Origin of the sequence: Cellulophaga lytica DSM 7489, from assembly GCF_000190595.1 — a bacterium.
Classification (GTDB): domain Bacteria; phylum Bacteroidota; class Bacteroidia; order Flavobacteriales; family Flavobacteriaceae; genus Cellulophaga; species Cellulophaga lytica.
Genome location: NC_015167.1, coordinates 3,293,974 through 3,310,385, shown reverse-complemented (window position 1 = coordinate 3,310,385; position 16,412 = coordinate 3,293,974). Strand labels below are relative to the sequence as shown.

Annotated in this window: 14 protein-coding genes; 2 read left to right on the top strand and 12 right to left on the bottom strand. The window is 30.5% G+C overall.

The window, feature by feature from the left end:
- Positions 1 to 11 precede the first annotated feature (11 nt).
- From CELLY_RS14515 to CELLY_RS14480, 8 genes are all read right to left on the bottom strand, one after another.
- Positions 12 to 497: an Mpo1 family 2-hydroxy fatty acid dioxygenase gene (locus CELLY_RS14515; protein ID WP_038506755.1), complete on the bottom strand. Its 486-nt coding sequence runs from the start codon at positions 495 to 497 to the stop codon at positions 12 to 14.
- A 10-nt stretch (positions 498 to 507) separates the two neighbouring features.
- Positions 508 to 1,134: a TetR/AcrR family transcriptional regulator gene (locus tag CELLY_RS14510; protein WP_013622447.1), complete on the bottom strand. Its 627-nt coding sequence runs from the start codon at positions 1,132 to 1,134 to the stop codon at positions 508 to 510.
- Between the two features lie 154 nt (positions 1,135 to 1,288).
- Positions 1,289 to 2,173, bottom strand: a complete 885-nt coding sequence (locus tag CELLY_RS14505; RefSeq protein WP_013622446.1) for a carbohydrate kinase family protein — start codon at positions 2,171 to 2,173, stop codon at positions 1,289 to 1,291.
- A complete protein-coding gene (locus CELLY_RS14500) occupies positions 2,174 to 3,670 on the bottom strand; it encodes a mannitol dehydrogenase family protein (RefSeq protein WP_013622445.1) in 1,497 nt (498 codons plus the stop codon).
- A 13-nt stretch (positions 3,671 to 3,683) separates the two neighbouring features.
- The gene (locus tag CELLY_RS14495; RefSeq protein WP_013622444.1) at positions 3,684 to 4,652 is read right to left on the bottom strand and encodes an ABC transporter permease; all 969 of its coding nucleotides are present in this window, start codon (positions 4,650 to 4,652) and stop codon (positions 3,684 to 3,686) included.
- A gap of 18 nt (positions 4,653 to 4,670) precedes the next feature.
- Positions 4,671 to 6,194: a sugar ABC transporter ATP-binding protein gene (locus CELLY_RS14490; RefSeq protein WP_013622443.1), complete on the bottom strand. Its 1,524-nt coding sequence runs from the start codon at positions 6,192 to 6,194 to the stop codon at positions 4,671 to 4,673.
- A 1-nt stretch (position 6,195) separates the two neighbouring features.
- Positions 6,196 to 7,260: a substrate-binding domain-containing protein gene (locus tag CELLY_RS14485; RefSeq protein WP_013622442.1), complete on the bottom strand. Its 1,065-nt coding sequence runs from the start codon at positions 7,258 to 7,260 to the stop codon at positions 6,196 to 6,198.
- 22 nt (positions 7,261 to 7,282) lie between these two features.
- The gene (locus tag CELLY_RS14480; protein WP_174258351.1) at positions 7,283 to 8,113 is read right to left on the bottom strand and encodes a hypothetical protein; all 831 of its coding nucleotides are present in this window, start codon (positions 8,111 to 8,113) and stop codon (positions 7,283 to 7,285) included.
- A gap of 263 nt (positions 8,114 to 8,376) precedes the next feature.
- Here CELLY_RS14480 and CELLY_RS14475 point away from each other — a divergent pair, with 263 nt between their 5' ends.
- Complete coding sequence (locus CELLY_RS14475) at positions 8,377 to 9,108, top strand: NUDIX hydrolase (RefSeq protein WP_013622440.1); 732 nt, start codon at positions 8,377 to 8,379, stop codon at positions 9,106 to 9,108.
- A gap of 349 nt (positions 9,109 to 9,457) precedes the next feature.
- Here the strand turns inward: CELLY_RS14475 and CELLY_RS14470 are convergent, their stop codons facing one another.
- Both CELLY_RS14470 and CELLY_RS14465 read right to left on the bottom strand, forming a co-directional pair.
- Complete coding sequence (locus tag CELLY_RS14470) at positions 9,458 to 10,921, bottom strand: CotH kinase family protein (RefSeq protein WP_013622439.1); 1,464 nt, start codon at positions 10,919 to 10,921, stop codon at positions 9,458 to 9,460.
- Between the two features lie 196 nt (positions 10,922 to 11,117).
- Positions 11,118 to 12,212: an alkene reductase gene (locus tag CELLY_RS14465; protein WP_013622438.1), complete on the bottom strand. Its 1,095-nt coding sequence runs from the start codon at positions 12,210 to 12,212 to the stop codon at positions 11,118 to 11,120.
- 429 nt (positions 12,213 to 12,641) lie between these two features.
- On the opposite strand from CELLY_RS14465, the gene CELLY_RS14460 reads away from it, so the two are divergent.
- On the top strand, positions 12,642 to 14,117 hold the full coding sequence (locus tag CELLY_RS14460) for a glycoside hydrolase family protein (RefSeq protein ID WP_013622437.1): 1,476 nt from the start codon (positions 12,642 to 12,644) through the stop codon (positions 14,115 to 14,117).
- Positions 14,118 to 14,174: 57 nt separating this feature from the next.
- Here the strand turns inward: CELLY_RS14460 and CELLY_RS14455 are convergent, their stop codons facing one another.
- Positions 14,175 to 14,507 (bottom strand): TfoX/Sxy family protein, encoded by a 333-nt coding sequence (locus CELLY_RS14455; RefSeq protein ID WP_013622436.1) that lies wholly within the window; start codon positions 14,505 to 14,507, stop codon positions 14,175 to 14,177.
- 6 nt (positions 14,508 to 14,513) lie between these two features.
- On the bottom strand, positions 14,514 to 16,412 hold the full coding sequence (locus CELLY_RS14450; protein WP_013622435.1) for a monovalent cation:proton antiporter-2 (CPA2) family protein: 1,899 nt from the start codon (positions 16,410 to 16,412) through the stop codon (positions 14,514 to 14,516).

Here is a 16,412-nt window from a genome sequence, read left to right as displayed (position 1 = left end):
GTTATTACATATTAAAACTTAATATCTAAAGCATCAAACAAATGACTCATTGTCCAAGCCGGACCAATCATTAAAAACTGTAAATCTTTTAAAAAAGATGGCTTTTTACCCTCGTGGTTATGCCCTATAAATTGCCCTATCCAAGCAACAACAAAAATTAGTAGCATACTTAACCATAAAGGTACAGCAACAAATAAGGACACAAAATTTATGGTTAATAAAACTAAGGCAGAAAAAAATAACATTCCTACAAACAAAGCTTTAGATAGTTTAAGGTAATACAATAAGCCAAAAATTATAACAAGTGTGCCTAAATGAGCATAAGGCACTAAAAAAACTGGTAATGCATTTGTAATAACGTTTGGGATAGGTATACTGGCTAATAAACCAATTAAACTAAAAAAAATAAGCGGCACACAAATGTAGTGTATAGCTATATTTAGTTTTGTTTGATGACTTACTGCGTATTCTGCCAATAGCATATCAATTTTTCTCATAGTTGTATATTTAGTTGGTTGGTAATTTTACAAATTTTCTAAGCTGCTGGTATTCTTCTAGGCCTTTTGTTGTTAGGTATGGCAATAAAATACTCCACAGCATTTCTATAGACCCACATTTATTAATTGTGTAACTAGCTGTGTGTATTGCTAGTTTTTGTGATTGCCAAAATGTACTTGTCATCCAAATATTATAAATAGTTTTATTGTAATCTATACTATCATTTTCTGGTATAATACGGTCTGTTTCTATGTAATAATCTATAAGTTTTCTAGCGTCTTTAAACCTAATAAGGTTAGATGCTTCATACTTTTTAGCAATTTCTGGGTAGGTTTTTATTATATGTACTATGTCATTAAAAAAGAAACAGTAACGTTGTTGTAAATCATCAAACTTAAGCATCATTTCTTCAAAATGAAATAATGTGATATAGCTGTTTTCAGGAAGTATATAATCTAAAGTTTCTTCATACATATCTGTATAAATAACAGCTAATAATATTGCTTTGTTTTTATAGTGATAGCTTAAATTTCCTGCACTAATTTTTAAACAATCTGCAACTTGCTTCATAGATACGTTTGCAATACCATTGGCATTAAATAATGAAATTGCTGTACTTTTTATTTTACTTTTCATTTAAATATATAGATTAAAACCAACGTTTTAGTAAACGTTTACTAATTTATGTAAAAAAATAGTATATATAATCTAATTTTATAAAAATGAATAAAAAAAAGAGACTATGTGGTGTTACATAGCCTCTGTAGTACCATTTTAATGGGTATATATTTTAATCTGGATGTATAAATTTTTCAATATCCTCTGTTTTAATTGTAGGGTTAGCGCCTTCACTACCAGCAACCAAAGCACCTACAGCACAAGCACAGTCTATTGCATTTTGTGGATTATTCTCTTTTAATAATTTATTAATTAGTGTAGCTAAAAAAGAATCACCTGCTCCTACTGTATCTACAACATCTATTTGGTAACCACTATTGTAATAAAAGGTATTATTATAATATAAAATTGCTCCATGACGACCTTTAGTAACACATATAGAGTTGGTTTGGGTATGCTCTGCAATAAACTTAATATTCTGTTCTAATGAGTGTGTTTTAGAGTGTAATGCATTTCCTATCTCAAAAATTTCATCGTCATTAAATTTAATAAAACTAGCCTCTTTCATTAAATAATTTAAAACTTCAATTGTATAATAAGGACTCCTTAAGTTTACATCAAAAATTTTAAACTTGGCCAGCTTTAATAAACTATACAATGTATCTCTAGAAGTTGTATCTCTAGCAACTAAACTACCGTATATAAAAGCATCAGAACTTTTAACAATTTCCTTTGTGTTGGTTGTTAGTGATATATTATCCCAAGCTCTAGGAAACTGTATGTCATATGTAGCAGAACCTTTAGAGTTAAGCATAACCTTTACTTCTCCTGTCTGCAAAGCATCATCTACCTGAAGGTTATTGGTGTTTACACCTTGTTCATCAATATATTTTTTGATTAACTCACCGTTTTCATCATCACCAATTTTGCTAATAATTGACACATTATTAGTTAAAGAGTTTAACCTTAATGCTACATTTAAAGGTGCGCCTCCAATTTTTTTATGAGTAGGAAAAATATCCCAAAGAACTTCTCCAAAACATACAATTTTTTTCATTTAAATATGACTTAAACTATTACTATTTATTTCTCTTAAACATTGCTCTACTCCATTATTAGTAATGTTATTGTATGCTTTTATATATGCCTCTTTAAACTTTGTAGAATTTTTTAATTCTCCAAAAATTGTTTCTAATTCTAAAAATGCTTCTGGGTTGGTTACAGCTGCTGTAGCTTTTACATCTAACAACAATTTATTAGCATCTTTTATAACTAATGGCACTCCGTTTTCATCTTTTCCTAAACTATATATTGCCCAAGCAGCTACTATAAAAGCAGCTAAATCTACAGAACCATTATTTTTTAATTGTGCCTTAACCGTTGGCAAAATAAATATTGGAAATTTAGCAGAGCTCTCAGAACAAATTCGTTCTATTTGATCCTTTATATTTTTGTTTCCAAACCTCTCTAATAGAGTTTTCTTATATAAATCTAAGTCTAAACCTTCTAAATTACCTAGTATTGGTGTAACTTCTACATTCATATATAAATGTAAAAATGTACTAATGTTTTTGTTATGTACTGCTTGGTCTATGGTTTGGTAACCTAGTAAAGCACCTAAAATACCAATTACAGAATGTCCTGCATTTAACAAACTTAATTTCATTTTTTCATAAGGGACAACATCAGTAACAAATTGTGCTCCTACATTTCCCCAATCTGGTCTACCTTGTGCAAAGTTATCTTCTATAACCCATTGCTTAAATGGCTCACAAACTACTGGCCAAGCATCTAAAATACCAGATGTATTTTTTAAACTTGTAATATCTTCTGAGGATGTAGCTGGCGTTATACGGTCTACCATTGCATTAGGAAAAGATACATTTTCTATAATCCAGTTAGTTAAGCTTGGTTGCGCCTTTTTTACATAACTAAGTAGCATATTTTTAATCATATGTCCGTTTTCTTGTATATTATCACAAGACTGTATGGTGCAACCTTTTAACCCCCTTTCTTTTCTTAATTTAAGGGCTTGTGTTAAGTAACCGTATATGGTTTTAGGATTATTAGGAAATTCTAAATCGTGTTTAATTAGCGTATTACCAAAGTCAAAACCCCTAGTAGCTTCATTGTAGTTATAACCACCTTCTGTAATGGTAAGTGTAATAATTTTTACATCAGGATGTGCCATTTTTTCTATCACCTTTACTGGGTCTTCTGGCGCAAATAAATACTCTACTATAGATCCTATAACTTGTTTGGTATGTGTGCCGTCTAATTCTTTAATTATTAATGTATACAAGCCATCTTGTTCCTTTAAGGTGTTGTAAATTTTAGTGTCAAAATCTAATAGAGCAACACCACAAATTCCCCAATCTTTATTTTTATTGTTTTGCAAAAGCAAATCTGTGTAATAAGCTTGGTGAGCCCTGTGAAAACCACCAATACCAACGTGCACAATACCTGTTTTAATATCTAACCTATTGTAATTAGGAACCAAAACTCTTTCTGATATTTTAGAAAGATTACTGTTATTTAATTTTAAATTTTCCATTGATGAATCTTTTTTATTTACGCTCAAACCTTTGTAACAATACAGCAAATATGATGATACCACCTTTAACCACTTGTTGTGGATATGACGGTACATTTAATAAGTTTAAAATATTACCTATAAGTCCTAAAATTAGCACACCCATTAAAGTATTAATGGCAGTTCCTTTACCACCATTTAAACTGGCACCACCAATTACCACAGCAGCAATGGCATCTAACTCCCAAGACATTCCCATATTAGGAGAACCTAAATTTGTTCTTGAAGCTACAATTATAGCCGCTGTTGCTGCCAATGTACCAGAAATAGCATATACTAAAAATTTATACTTATTTACCTTAATACCAGATAGTCTAGAGGCTTCTTCATTACTACCAATAGCTATTATTAACCTACCAAAAACATTGTACCTAAGCATAACCATAGTAATACCAACTATAATAAAAAATACAATTGCAATGTTAGGAATACCTAAGGTAGAGTTGTTTGCAAAATTAGACATGTATAATCCGCCGTAGGTCTTAAAAGTTACAGGAGAACCCTTAGAGTAAATAAAACCTAAACCACGTGCAATAGTCATTAATGCCAATGTAGCAACAAAGGGAGCCATTTTTTGATAAGCAACTAAATAACCCGAAATACTACCTAAGCCAAAACCAATGGCAAGTGTCATTAAAATTGCCAATGGCAAAGCAAATATATTTACCAAAATAGCAAATGTTACTGCCAATAACGCTACCATAGAGCCTACAGACAAGTCTATACCACCAGTTAAAATTACGATAAGCATACCAATGCTTATAATTCCTATTCCAGATACTTGTTTTAATAAGTTAGACAAGTTTACCGATGTAAAAAACACATCTGAAATTAGTGCAGAAAATAGCACTAATAATAAAAAAATAAATACTGTATTATATTTTACTAAAAACTTAAGAACACCACCTGGACTGCTTAATTGTTCTTTTAATGTGATAGCCATAATGTTGGTTTTATATTATTAATTAGTTTGTTTTAATGGTTCTCCTATGGAGTAACGTAAAATGTTTTCTTCAGAAAATTGATGCTTTTGTAGCTCACCATAAATTGTTCCTTGGTGCATTACCAAAATACGGTCTGTAATCCCCATAATTTCTGGCATATCAGAAGATATTACTACAACACCTACTCCTTTTTTAGCAACTTCATTTATAAGCTTATAAATTTCAATTTTAGCACCAACATCTACACCTCTTGTTGGCTCATCTATAAAAATTACTTTACTATCTATACTTAGCCATTTGGCTAATGCTACTTTTTGCTGATTTCCTCCACTTAGGTTTTTTACATTAACCTCTGAGTTTGGAGTTTTTATATTTAACTTTTTAATTAAACCCAATACCTTTTTATATTCACTATCTATATTTATAAAACCTAATTTACTAGAGATAGATTTAAAGCTGGTAACGCTTATATTACGCCTAATAGATAATGGCAAAAACACACCTTCCTCTTTTCTGTCTTCAGATACAAAACCTATTTGGTGTGCAGCTGCATCTACAGGAGAATTTGTTTTAATTTCCTTTCCTTCTAAAAGTAATGTGCCCGATTTTTTTTTATCTGCACCAAAAATAAGTTTAGCAGTTTCTGTTCTTCCACTACCTCCCAAACCTGCAATACCTAGTATTTCTCCTGGTTTTACAGAAAAAGATACATCATAAACCATAGTATCTTTTGCTGTTAAATTTTTAACTTCAAAAACAGGAATTTCTCCTACTAGATTATCTTTTTTAGGGTATAAATCTTTTAACTCACGACCAATCATTAAATGAATAACACTGTCTTTGTCTGTGTCTAAAGTAGACATACTGCCTGTATCTACACCATCTCTTAACACAGTAATGGTATCTGCTATTTTAAAAATTTCATCTAAATGATGAGATATATAAATAATAGAAATCCCTTTTTCTTTTAATTTAAATAGGTTACTAAATAATTTTTTTATGTCTGTAGGATCAAAAACTGTTGTTGGCTCATCTAGCACCAAAACTTTAGTGTCTTCAGATATGGCTTTTGCTATTTCTACTACTTGTTTTTGTACTATACTTAAGTCTCTAACTCTTGCAGATGCGTTAATTTCAAAATCTAAAGAGTCTAATAATTCTTGTGCATTATTGGTTAATTCTTTCCAATTCATCCAAAACTTAGTAGTGCCAAGTTTATGCAGATAAATGTTTTCTGCAACAGACAAATCTTGCACCAAAGACAACTCTTGGTACACTACATTTATACCTAAAACCTGACCATCATGTGTATTTTTTGGTTTAATTTCTTCACCATCTAAAACCACCTTACCTGTATCTTTTTGGTGCACACCACTAAGTATTTTTATTAAGGTAGATTTTCCAGCCCCGTTTTCACCTAATAAAGCGTGAATTTCTCCGTGCTTTACTTTTATATTTACATCTTTTAGTACAGAAACATTTCCAAAACTTTTAGAGATTCCAGACATTTCTAAACGATACTTGTTAGTAGAACTTTCCATATTAAAATATTGCTTTAGGATTGTAATACTTTGCAGCATTCTCTTTAGTAATTAATAATGGAGCTGTAAAAGATGTTTTATCAAAGTCTCTTTTTCCATTTAAATACTCAATTGCATATTTTACAGAGTTAATACCTATTTGCACAGGACTGTTCATTGCTGTACAACCATAAAAATCTGTGTCCATTATGTACTTTATAGCCTCTTTTTGTCCGTCTGCACCAGCTACAATTAAAATATCATCTGTTTTGCCCGCTTGTGCAATAGCTTTTATAGCGCCAAGTACACAAACATCAGACTCTGTAATTACTACATTAATATCTGGGTGAGCTACTAAAATATCCTCCATAGCTTTTAGTCCGCCTGCGTAAGACCAGTCTGTATAAGCTTGGGTTTTCACATTTAAATCTATTTTACCTTGGGTTCTTAATTGTTCTTCTGTAATACCTTGCAATAAGCCTTGTTTACGTTTTTTACCAACAGGGTTACCAGCATTGCCACTTAATAAGGCAATATTCATTTTAGTTTTCCCCATCTTTTTTACCAACCATTCACCTGCCAACTCACCATTTGCTAGGTTATTAGACTGTATAGTTGTTACAAACTCTGCAGCAGGGTTTATAGAGCTATCAATAATAAACACAGGTATACCTGAAGCTTTAGCCAATTTAGTTACACCTACTAAGGCATCCGGATCTTTTGGGTTTAAAAGCAAAACATCTACACCTTTTGTAATTAAATCTTCTACTGCGGCAACTTGCTTGTTTATATCATCTTGACCATCTGCAGAAATAAACTCCATTCCGTTTTTTTCTGTAGTAGATTTTATACTTTGTAGTAAAGCTTGGTAATAAGGAGCATTTAATGACGGTGTGCAGTAGCCAATTTTTTTACCTGTTAAATCTATTGCACTTTTAAAAAATTGTCCGGTTTCTTCTTCATCACCATTAGTTGGTTTATTAGTTTTAATTTCCTCTGCACAACTAACCATATTTAAAAGCAAAGTAAATACCAGTAATGGTACACATAGCTTATTAAATGCTATTTTAAAGTTAATAGTTTTCATAGTTTAAGTTTTTTAGTTGTTATTAAAATAAGGTTATATCTAATTGCAATACAGCTTTTTCTGCTTCAGGATTCCACATTAAAGTTACATCTACAGGCAACTTATACCCTTTTATATCTACGTTTTTATTATAAGTTGTACCAACATTTATAATATTACCACTACTTTCTGTATAAAAAGTTTTATCTGTAATAAAAGACCAAGCCCCACCAGCAAAAACAGATAAACTTGAATTTTTATCTTGCCATACTTTACTATTAATTTCAAAATAATGTGTCCAAGAGTTTTTTAAACTACCATCATTTAAAATTTCATAATCTCCTGCACCACCATTAATAATTGTAGCTAAGTATAGTAGCGTATTTGGTGTAACATTATACCCAAAGTTTAGGTCTACAAAGTTGTAACCTTGAGTTTTGTCATAACTCCAATAACTTAATTTGTCTCCTCTTTCTTCTACTCCTGTGTAATTGTTATGCGTAACAGCTTCTATAAAAAACTTGTCTGAAAAGCGGTATTTAGTATAAATAGACAACTCTTTATAATAAGCACTTACATTTTCTCCCGTATTTTTATTTGTTACATCTGTAGTGGCAAAACTACCTCCGCCCCAAAAACCAAAAGTAAATTTTTCATTTTTTGAGTTAAACTCTAAACTTGTTGCTAATACAGCTCCAGAATGTACAACAAACCCGTGCCATATATGCATATTTTTTACATGAGCACTAACGCTAAATGGTTTGTAACTAACTAAACTATCATTTTGAGCTTGACTTAAATTTACTCCAAAAAGTATTGATAAACCCATATAAATACCAATATTTTTAAAAGAGAATAGCTTACAATTTTTCATAACTAGTAACATATTTACTGCATTAAATTATAAACGTCATTTTTACGTTTATTTTTCAAATGTAAATAAAACAAAACATAAAAACCTAATAAATAGCAATAAAAATATAGTAATTTAACACTTATGTGTATTATTTTACCTTTAAATTATCAAATTCATAATAGAATTAGAAAATTATCTAAGCGTAATTATTACGTTTATTATTAAAAAATAGGTATATTAGCTTAAATAATATACTTTACACCTCTAGATTGATTTATAATATGGAACAGAAAAAAATATTAAATATATCTGTAGATTGTGTGGTTTTTGGTTTTGACACCATTACCAAATCTTTAAATGTTTTACTTATTAAAAGGTATTTAGAGAAAAATAAAGAAGTACTTGTAGATGATTATGTATTAACAGGATACCACGTTTATGAAAACGAAACTTTAGACCAAACGGCTACAAGAGTATTAGAGGAATTAACTGGTTTAAAAAATCAATATAAAAAACAATTTAAAGCCTTTGGTGATCCAGATAGATTAATGAATGAAAAGGACCTTGTTTGGATTAAAAACGAAGAATTTAATTTGCGAACCATAACTATAGCCTATTATTTTTTATTAAAGACAGATGATGTAGATTTAAATAAGAACAAATACAATGCTAAATGGTTTCCGGTAAGCAACTTACCCGAAGTTGGTTTTGACCATAAAAACATTATTTTAGAAGCTTATGAAGATTTAAAAGTAAAGTGTTTGTCTGAACCAATAATTTTTAAACTATTGCCAGATAAATTTACAATAAATGAGGTGCAAGATCTTTACCAGTCTATTTTATGCATAGAAATTGATAATAGAAACTTTAGACGAAAGCTTATTAATAAAAAATATATAATTGCTTTAGATGAAAAGCAGGTTGGGGTTTCTAAAAAACCTGCACAATTGTATATGTTTAGTAAGGATATATATGATAAAATGTTTCAGAAAAACTATTTAATTAGCATATAACAAGCTCATAAATATTAAAACATAAAAAAACCGGTTATTTATAAAATAACCGGTTTTTTAAAACTAACTCAACTACTAACCAATTTAACTACCAACTACAAGTAGTTAAATCTCAATCAATCTAAAAAACTACTATTATAAAAAATCTTATTTACACTACAAAGATGCGGTATTTAGTAATGCTAATGTTGTACTATCTGTGTAATGGGGCTGGTTTTCTGTAAATGCCCTGTTTAATTCTGTAATTGTATTTTACACTAGTATACTTTTAATGGTACATACAAAAAAACCTTAAAAAAGCCAGCTATAATACTATAACTGGCCTTTTAAAATTAATGTTGTTTAGGTACTAATTTAAATAGTTTTGAACTGCTGTTGCACGTTCACTAACGTGATTTTTTAATTCGTCTACTTCTATATAAAAATCTGCACTAGAGTTTAAAAATGTATGTCCTTCTAACTCTGTAGTTGCATAAGGTTCTATTAATGATGCATAATTAGCGTATTTAGATTGCATTGTACTTGTATTAAATGCATTGTCTACTACATCTTGCACATAAGCATTATATGTAGCTTTATAAATATCATCTGCATATAAATAGCCAATTAAAGGCCATTCTGTTGAGTTTACATCAGAAAAATCTAAAGCTAAAGAACCTTGCATATTACCATTTTGTAATGCTTCATTATTGTCCCAAGGTATCCATTGTAATTTTTCTGTATCTGGATTGTTGTATAAGAAGTAATTATGAGTCATTCTACCATAAGTATCCCAGTTTTGTATAACAGTATTTACAGCTAAATATTTTAAAAACATATCTGTATCAAAAACCGATTCTAAATTAGTTCTCCAAGTTTCAGAATCTGTAGTTCTATTTTCTGCGTGTAAAGCTTCAAAAATGCTTAAAATATCTGTATAATCTTCATCGTCTTCATTTGTTTTCTTTACAAAAACATCTTCAGTAAAAGAGCCATCTGCAAAACTTGCGCCATCACCATCTGGTTTGTATAAGTTACCATCATTATCTGCAAATTGTGTGTCTATAACTGTATCATCTACTTCTTCTACCATAGTGTATAAACCAAAATACACAGGTCCGTCTCCGTAATCTACATATACTGCATAAAAAGCAGTGTGTGAGCTAACAACGCCTGCTGCTGTAAATACATCTGCTGCAACTTTTTCTCTAAGCATAGACTTGTCGTTGTAGTTGTTTTTTAAACTCAATTTTTTAAATCCATAAAAACGCTGATTGTCTATTTGTGGATATTCATCTTCAAACTCATCAAAATCTAACTTAAATGATAGTTTTAAATTTCCATTAGACCAAGTAGATTGTAAGCTAGAGTTTCCTTTAAAACGTAATCCCACTCTATACCATTCTTTACCCTCATAATAAACATCACCTGGAACAAAAATAGGGTCTTCATCTGTATCTACTAATCCGTTACCTGCAGGCGGACCACCAGCACCCGGACCAGCACTAACACTTGTGCCAAATTCTCCGTAATTAGCTGTCATATCATCCAACATTGCTTGCCAACGTTCTTCTGTAATTACTAAATCTAATCTCTTTACTTCTGTATCACTAAATACTTCTTCAAAATTAGGATCTGCACTTTTACTGTGTCTAGCATCTGTCCAGTCTATAGCTTCAAAGTCACTATCTTCATATGTTTCTACATAAGCTGTAGTTTCTGTTTCAGGCTGTTCCTCTGTTGTATCTATACTATCGTCAGAATCACTAGAACATGATATAAATAAGAAAATCTGAGCTATAAATAGTATGGTAAATACATTATTTTTTTTCATTATTACTTTGTATTAAAATTAAATTATATGACAAATATGAAAATTAGAAACAAATGAAATAACGAATTTCTGTAAACCAATGACTCTCTTCTGTGAAAAGTAAAATATATACAGTAAAAAATTAATGCAATACGATTAAAACTAAAAAAGGGATAATACAATTAAGTAATATCCCTTTTTTATGCATACTTATATATTACTTGGTTGCCCTTTCATAATCTGTATATCCTTTTTCTCCTGGAACATAAAAAGTACTTTCATCCCACTCTGCAAGTGCCACATTATCTCTAAAACGCTCTACCAAATCCGGGTTAGATATATATGGTTTACCATAAGCCACCAAATCTGCATAACCATTTTCTATTACCTTATTCCCTGATTCTTTATCAAAGCCAGAATTAATCATTAATGTTCCGTTGTATAACGGTCTAAAATGTTTTGCTATTTCTGTAACCGCAAATGGTATGTTAGACACATCTGTAAATGGTTCTGATAAATGAACATATGCTAAATTATAATCGTTCAATTTTTTTATAATATATTCAAACGTAGGTATAGTTTCTTCATCCATAGTAATACCAAATAGCCCATTTAAAGAAGGATTAAAACGTACGCCTATTTTTTCTTGCGGAATTACTTGTTTCATTTCATCTAAAACTTCAAAGAAAAAACGAGATCTATTTTCTATACTACCTCCGTACTCATCTGTTCTGGTATTAGACGTTGCTGTAAAAAACTGATGAAACAAATAACCGTTAGAAGAATGAATTTCTACACCATCAAAACCTGCTTTTACAGCATTTGAAGCAGCATTTTTAAAATCTTGTATTGTTGCTTTTATTTCTGATATTGTCATTGCTTTTGGCGTAACAGTATCTTTAAAACCCTCTTCTGTATAAGATTTTTCATTAGGGTTTATGGCAGATGGCGCTAGTGGTAATTCTCCGTTATGAAAATCTGGATGAGACATACGACCTACGTGCCACAATTGTATAAAGATTTTACCACCTTTATTATGCACACGTTTGGTAACTTTTTTCCAGCCTTCTACTTGTTCGCTAGAGTATATACCTGGTGTATTTATATAACCTACAGCCTTTTTTGATACCTGAGAACCCTCTGTAATTAGCAACCCTGCAGAAGCTCTTTGCTCATAATAGAGTCCTTGCAGCTCATCTGTAGCCGCCTTTTCTTTATTTGTAGCACGACTACGAGTCATTGGAGCCATTACAACTCTGTTTTTAAGTTCTATATTTTTAGTATATGGTTTTAGTAAATTTTGATTACTCATAAAATATGTTTTTTATAATTATGGTGAATTACAAATTTACAAGAGCTTATTGTCAATTTCATTGACCTATATCAATTAAGATATATTTAACTTTTTTAACTGCTAACCACTCTACTTAAATTTTCTGGAAATACACCTAAATAATTAGCAATGTGTTGTTCTATTAGGTTTTAACTATACTAAAGTATTGGTAGTGCTATTTTTAAAGAAAACTAATTTAACTCCTAAACTATTAGTCACACACAAACGTAATCGCCTAATTATCAACACTTAAATGATTTTTTTTGCAACAAAAAAATAATGTTATTTAATTATTATACCTATTAATAATGTTTAATAGTTAAAATAATGCTAATTAACAGTAATTTACTTCTATATAAGTAAGAATATACATTTTAATATTGCTTAAACTAATTTAAAATTTTTACTATGAGAGTACAATTAAAACATTTTTACGTTGCATCTATGGCTTTATTTGCTATTGGATGTTCTAAGGAAGTTGAAGAAAATGAAAATTCAGAAATTCTAGAAACACCAACAGAGTTAAGGGTTTCAGATGGTAGGTTCTACACACCACCTACAAATGCAGTGATATCTAATGTTAAAAATTTGGTTACAGATTTTAATGTAAATAACAGAGATACTAATGATGATAGTGCAAAATTAAATAACGCAATAGCAAGTTTAGCTTCTAGTGGAGGAAAATTAGTTATTCCTAGAGGCAAGTATTACTTAAATAAAATTAGAATGCGATCTAATGTCCATTTAGAAATTGAAAATGGAGCTACAATATATCCTACTAGAGGCATTGCTGCTAATAGCAATCATAGAATTTTTGATTTTGCCAGCAAAACAGGAGATAAAATAGAAAACGTAAGTATTATTGGTAAAGGGGGAAAGTTTATTGTGGATCTAAGAGGTAATTCTTCTAAAAACTTAATAGTTGCTGATTTAGGAAATGTAGAAAACTTTAAACTATCTAATATTACTATTAAAGATGAAAAAACAGTTTTTGCATCTATTTTAGTAAGTTTTACAGGGAAACCTGGTAATGCTTGGCCGCATAAAGGTATAGTTCAAAATATAAATCAGACAAATGCACATACTGGTTATGGATTAATACAGGCTTATGCTGCAGATAATATTTTATTTAAAAACCTTAAATGTAAAGGAGGAGTAACACTACGTTTAGAGACAGATAACTTGGCAATGAAAGCTGCTAACAGAGGTGGTGTAAGAGATATTTTTGCTACAAAAATTAGTAACACTAGTGGTTTAACACCAGTAATGTTTTCTCCTCATTTTATGGAAAACGGAAAAGTAACCATAGATGATGTTACCGCTATTGGTTGTGCTTACGCTGTACGTGTAGAACACGGTTTTATAGAGATTTTTGATAAGCAAAATAGAGCTAGCAGTGAAGCTTTTAAAAACTATATAGAGGGTATTTTGGGTGTAGGTTCTGTAGAAATTGTATACAGGCGAAATAATGGAAGAACTTGGGCTGCAAGAATAGCTAATGATTTTAGTGAAATAGCATACAACCACTCTAACCCAGCTGTAAATGGTATTAAGCCAGGAAGTTTTAAAAACTCTACTGTAAAAAATGTAAAAGTAACTTACAAAAATACAGGAGCTAAGCTAAAGCAAGCCTTTTTACCATATTTGCCTTGCTCAGAATGGTCTAAATTGTGTAAACCAGGACCTTCTGGTTTTGAGTATAACGGTCCGTCTTTAGGCGTTACCATAGATAATACTAAAAGAGATAATAGTCTTGGAAACTACAATGTAAACGTAAGTACATCTAATGTACAAGGTTTTCCTAGCAACCACATATTACGTGTTAAGCATAATACGGCTAAAATTTGTAACAAAGGTGTTGGCACTATTAATTCTTGTAACTAAGCAAAAAAAACTATAAACTAAACAGCCATTACATATATAATGGCTGTTTTATATTTACTATGATATATTATTTTTATTTAATTGTATTTGGTAAGATTCTTTTGCCCAAACTGTAAAAACATTTTTATTTTCTAAAACTGAAGTAGGCACTGTATAATATGATGGTATAGGAGTTCTGTTTTTAAATACTTTAATAGGTGTTTCTCCTGCGTCTATATATTTTTTTATGTTGGTGTCATCTATTTTTAGCGCTACAACATCTTCATAAAGTAAACAAAACATTAGTTCATTACAATACAGTCCTACACCCCCAAACATTTTCTTTGACGTAATATTATCTAACTTTAATTGATCTAAAACATACTTTAAAAACCCATCAGAAACAGCCATATTTAATTAAGCATTTTTAATTGCTTTATTTTTATTTAATGAAATTCTAATTTTTTCTGCATCCCAATGTCCATCAAACTCAACAACACCTCTTTTAAAGTCTTGTTCCAACAGTTTTTCTTGCTGTTCTAATTCTTTTCTGGCTTTAAAAATATAGCTATCATCTCCTATTTTAGTTTCTTTTGCTAATCGTCTTAGGCTATCTTCATCATACTTTATAAAGTTTTGTATTTGTCGTTGTAACGTATACTTTCTAAAACCCATTTGACTAAGAACTTCACTAGCCAATTTTAATGATGTTTCTAAAGATTCTCTGTAAATATGATCTATATCCATATTTAAAAACTCATAAGCAGCATACCTATTTTTTGCACGTACCATAAGTTTAACCTGTGGATATTTGTTCTTTACTGTTTTAGCCAATTTTTTAATAACGTCTGGGTTATCCATAGCACATATTAAAATATTAGCTTCTGCAATACCTGCAGATTCTAACAAATCTGTACGTGTGGCATCACCGTAATAAACTTCAAAACCCATTTTACGTAAAAAATCAACACGATTAGAGTCGTGATCTAAAATTGTAGCTTCTACTCCGTGTGTACGCAAAAAACGACCAATTGTACTACCAAAATGTCCAAAACCTACTAAAATTATCTTCTGGGATTTGGCAATATGGTCCATAGGTCTTTTTATAGACTCTTTAGTTCCTAAACGTGGTAATATAACGCGTTCATTAATCATACCTATAATTGGCGTTACTGTCATTGTTAAGGCAGTAACTACCAACATAATATCTAACTGGTTTTGCTCTAAAATATGTAATGAAAAAGCAAAAGATAACAAAACAAACGCAAACTCTCCTACCTGCGATAATGTAAAACTTAGTTGTAATTTCTGATTTAATTTAAGTTTAAATACAGTAGCTGTTATATAAAGTACCAAAGATTTTAGTACTATAACCCCCACTAAAATACCGCCTACAATAAACGGGCTTTTAGCTATAACTACAAAGTTAATAGATGCTCCAACAGCCATAAAAAACAAACCTAATAGTAAATTCTTAAAGGGCTCTAAAGTACTTTCTAACTCGTGTTTAAACTCACTGTTAGACAAAACTACGCCACCTAAAAAAGCACCCAATGCTGGACTCAAACCTACTAATTCCATTAAAAATGAGATTCCAAAAACAATAAGTAAGGCAGCAGCTATAAGTAGTTCTCTAACTCCTGTTTTTGCAACCTTACGCAACATTGGTACTATTAAATATTTACCTGTAACAATTATTAAAACTACAGAAACTAGTATTGCTAGTGTTTGCAAACCTAAAGGCAAATTTTGCAATAAATTAGCGTGTCCAGAGGTATTTTCAGACACTTTATTAGTTGTATTTGCTAACAATGGCAATGCACCCAACATAAAAATTACTATAATATCCTGAAACAGTAGTATAGAGAAAGATGAAGCACCAAATGTTGTATTTAATAACCCTTTTTCTTTAATTGTTTGTAATGCTATTGCTGTAGATGACAATGCTACTGCCATTGAAAATGTTAGCGCCACTTTCCAATCAAAACCCAATAGAGAAAATAAAAAATAAGAAATTAGCATTGTACCAGCTACTTGTAAGCCACCCATACCTACAATGGTTTTTCTCATTTTCCAGAAATTTTTGGGTTCTATTTCTAAACCAATTAAAAAAAGCATCATTACCACTCCAAACTCTGCAAAGTGCAATATGTCTTCACCCTCTTTTCCAATAAAACCTAAAACATAAGGTCCTATTAAAACACCAGCAAACAAATAGCCAAGTACAGAACTTAGTCCTAAGCGTTTGGCTATAGAAACACAAATAATTGCCCCTAATAAAAAAACAATAGCCTCAAAAAGAATACTACCTGTCAT

Bases quoted from the DNA above. Each gene is read 5' to 3' on its own strand.
- CELLY_RS14495 (WP_013622444.1), bottom strand. From the start codon at position 4,652: ATGGCTATCACATTAAAAGAACAATTAAGCAGTCCAGGTGGTGTTCTT.
- CELLY_RS14485 (WP_013622442.1), bottom strand. From the start codon at position 7,260: ATGAAAACTATTAACTTTAAAATAGCATTTAATAAGCTATGTGTACCA.
- CELLY_RS14500 (WP_013622445.1), bottom strand. From the start codon at position 3,670: ATGGAAAATTTAAAATTAAATAACAGTAATCTTTCTAAAATATCAGAA.
- CELLY_RS14475 (WP_013622440.1), top strand. From the start codon at position 8,377: ATGGAACAGAAAAAAATATTAAATATATCTGTAGATTGTGTGGTTTTT.
- CELLY_RS14455 (WP_013622436.1), bottom strand. From the start codon at position 14,507: ATGGCTGTTTCTGATGGGTTTTTAAAGTATGTTTTAGATCAATTAAAG.
- CELLY_RS14465 (WP_013622438.1), bottom strand. From the start codon at position 12,212: ATGAGTAATCAAAATTTACTAAAACCATATACTAAAAATATAGAACTT.
- CELLY_RS14460 (WP_013622437.1), top strand. From the start codon at position 12,642: ATGAGAGTACAATTAAAACATTTTTACGTTGCATCTATGGCTTTATTT.
- CELLY_RS14505 (WP_013622446.1), bottom strand. From the start codon at position 2,173: ATGAAAAAAATTGTATGTTTTGGAGAAGTTCTTTGGGATATTTTTCCT.
- CELLY_RS14450 (WP_013622435.1), bottom strand. From the start codon at position 16,412: ATGACAGGTAGTATTCTTTTTGAGGCTATTGTTTTTTTATTAGGGGCA.
- CELLY_RS14480 (WP_174258351.1), bottom strand. From the start codon at position 8,113: ATGAAAAATTGTAAGCTATTCTCTTTTAAAAATATTGGTATTTATATG.
- CELLY_RS14515 (WP_038506755.1), bottom strand. From the start codon at position 497: ATGAGAAAAATTGATATGCTATTGGCAGAATACGCAGTAAGTCATCAA.
- CELLY_RS14470 (WP_013622439.1), bottom strand. From the start codon at position 10,921: ATGAAAAAAAATAATGTATTTACCATACTATTTATAGCTCAGATTTTC.
- CELLY_RS14510 (WP_013622447.1), bottom strand. From the start codon at position 1,134: ATGAAAAGTAAAATAAAAAGTACAGCAATTTCATTATTTAATGCCAAT.
- CELLY_RS14490 (WP_013622443.1), bottom strand. From the start codon at position 6,194: ATGGAAAGTTCTACTAACAAGTATCGTTTAGAAATGTCTGGAATCTCT.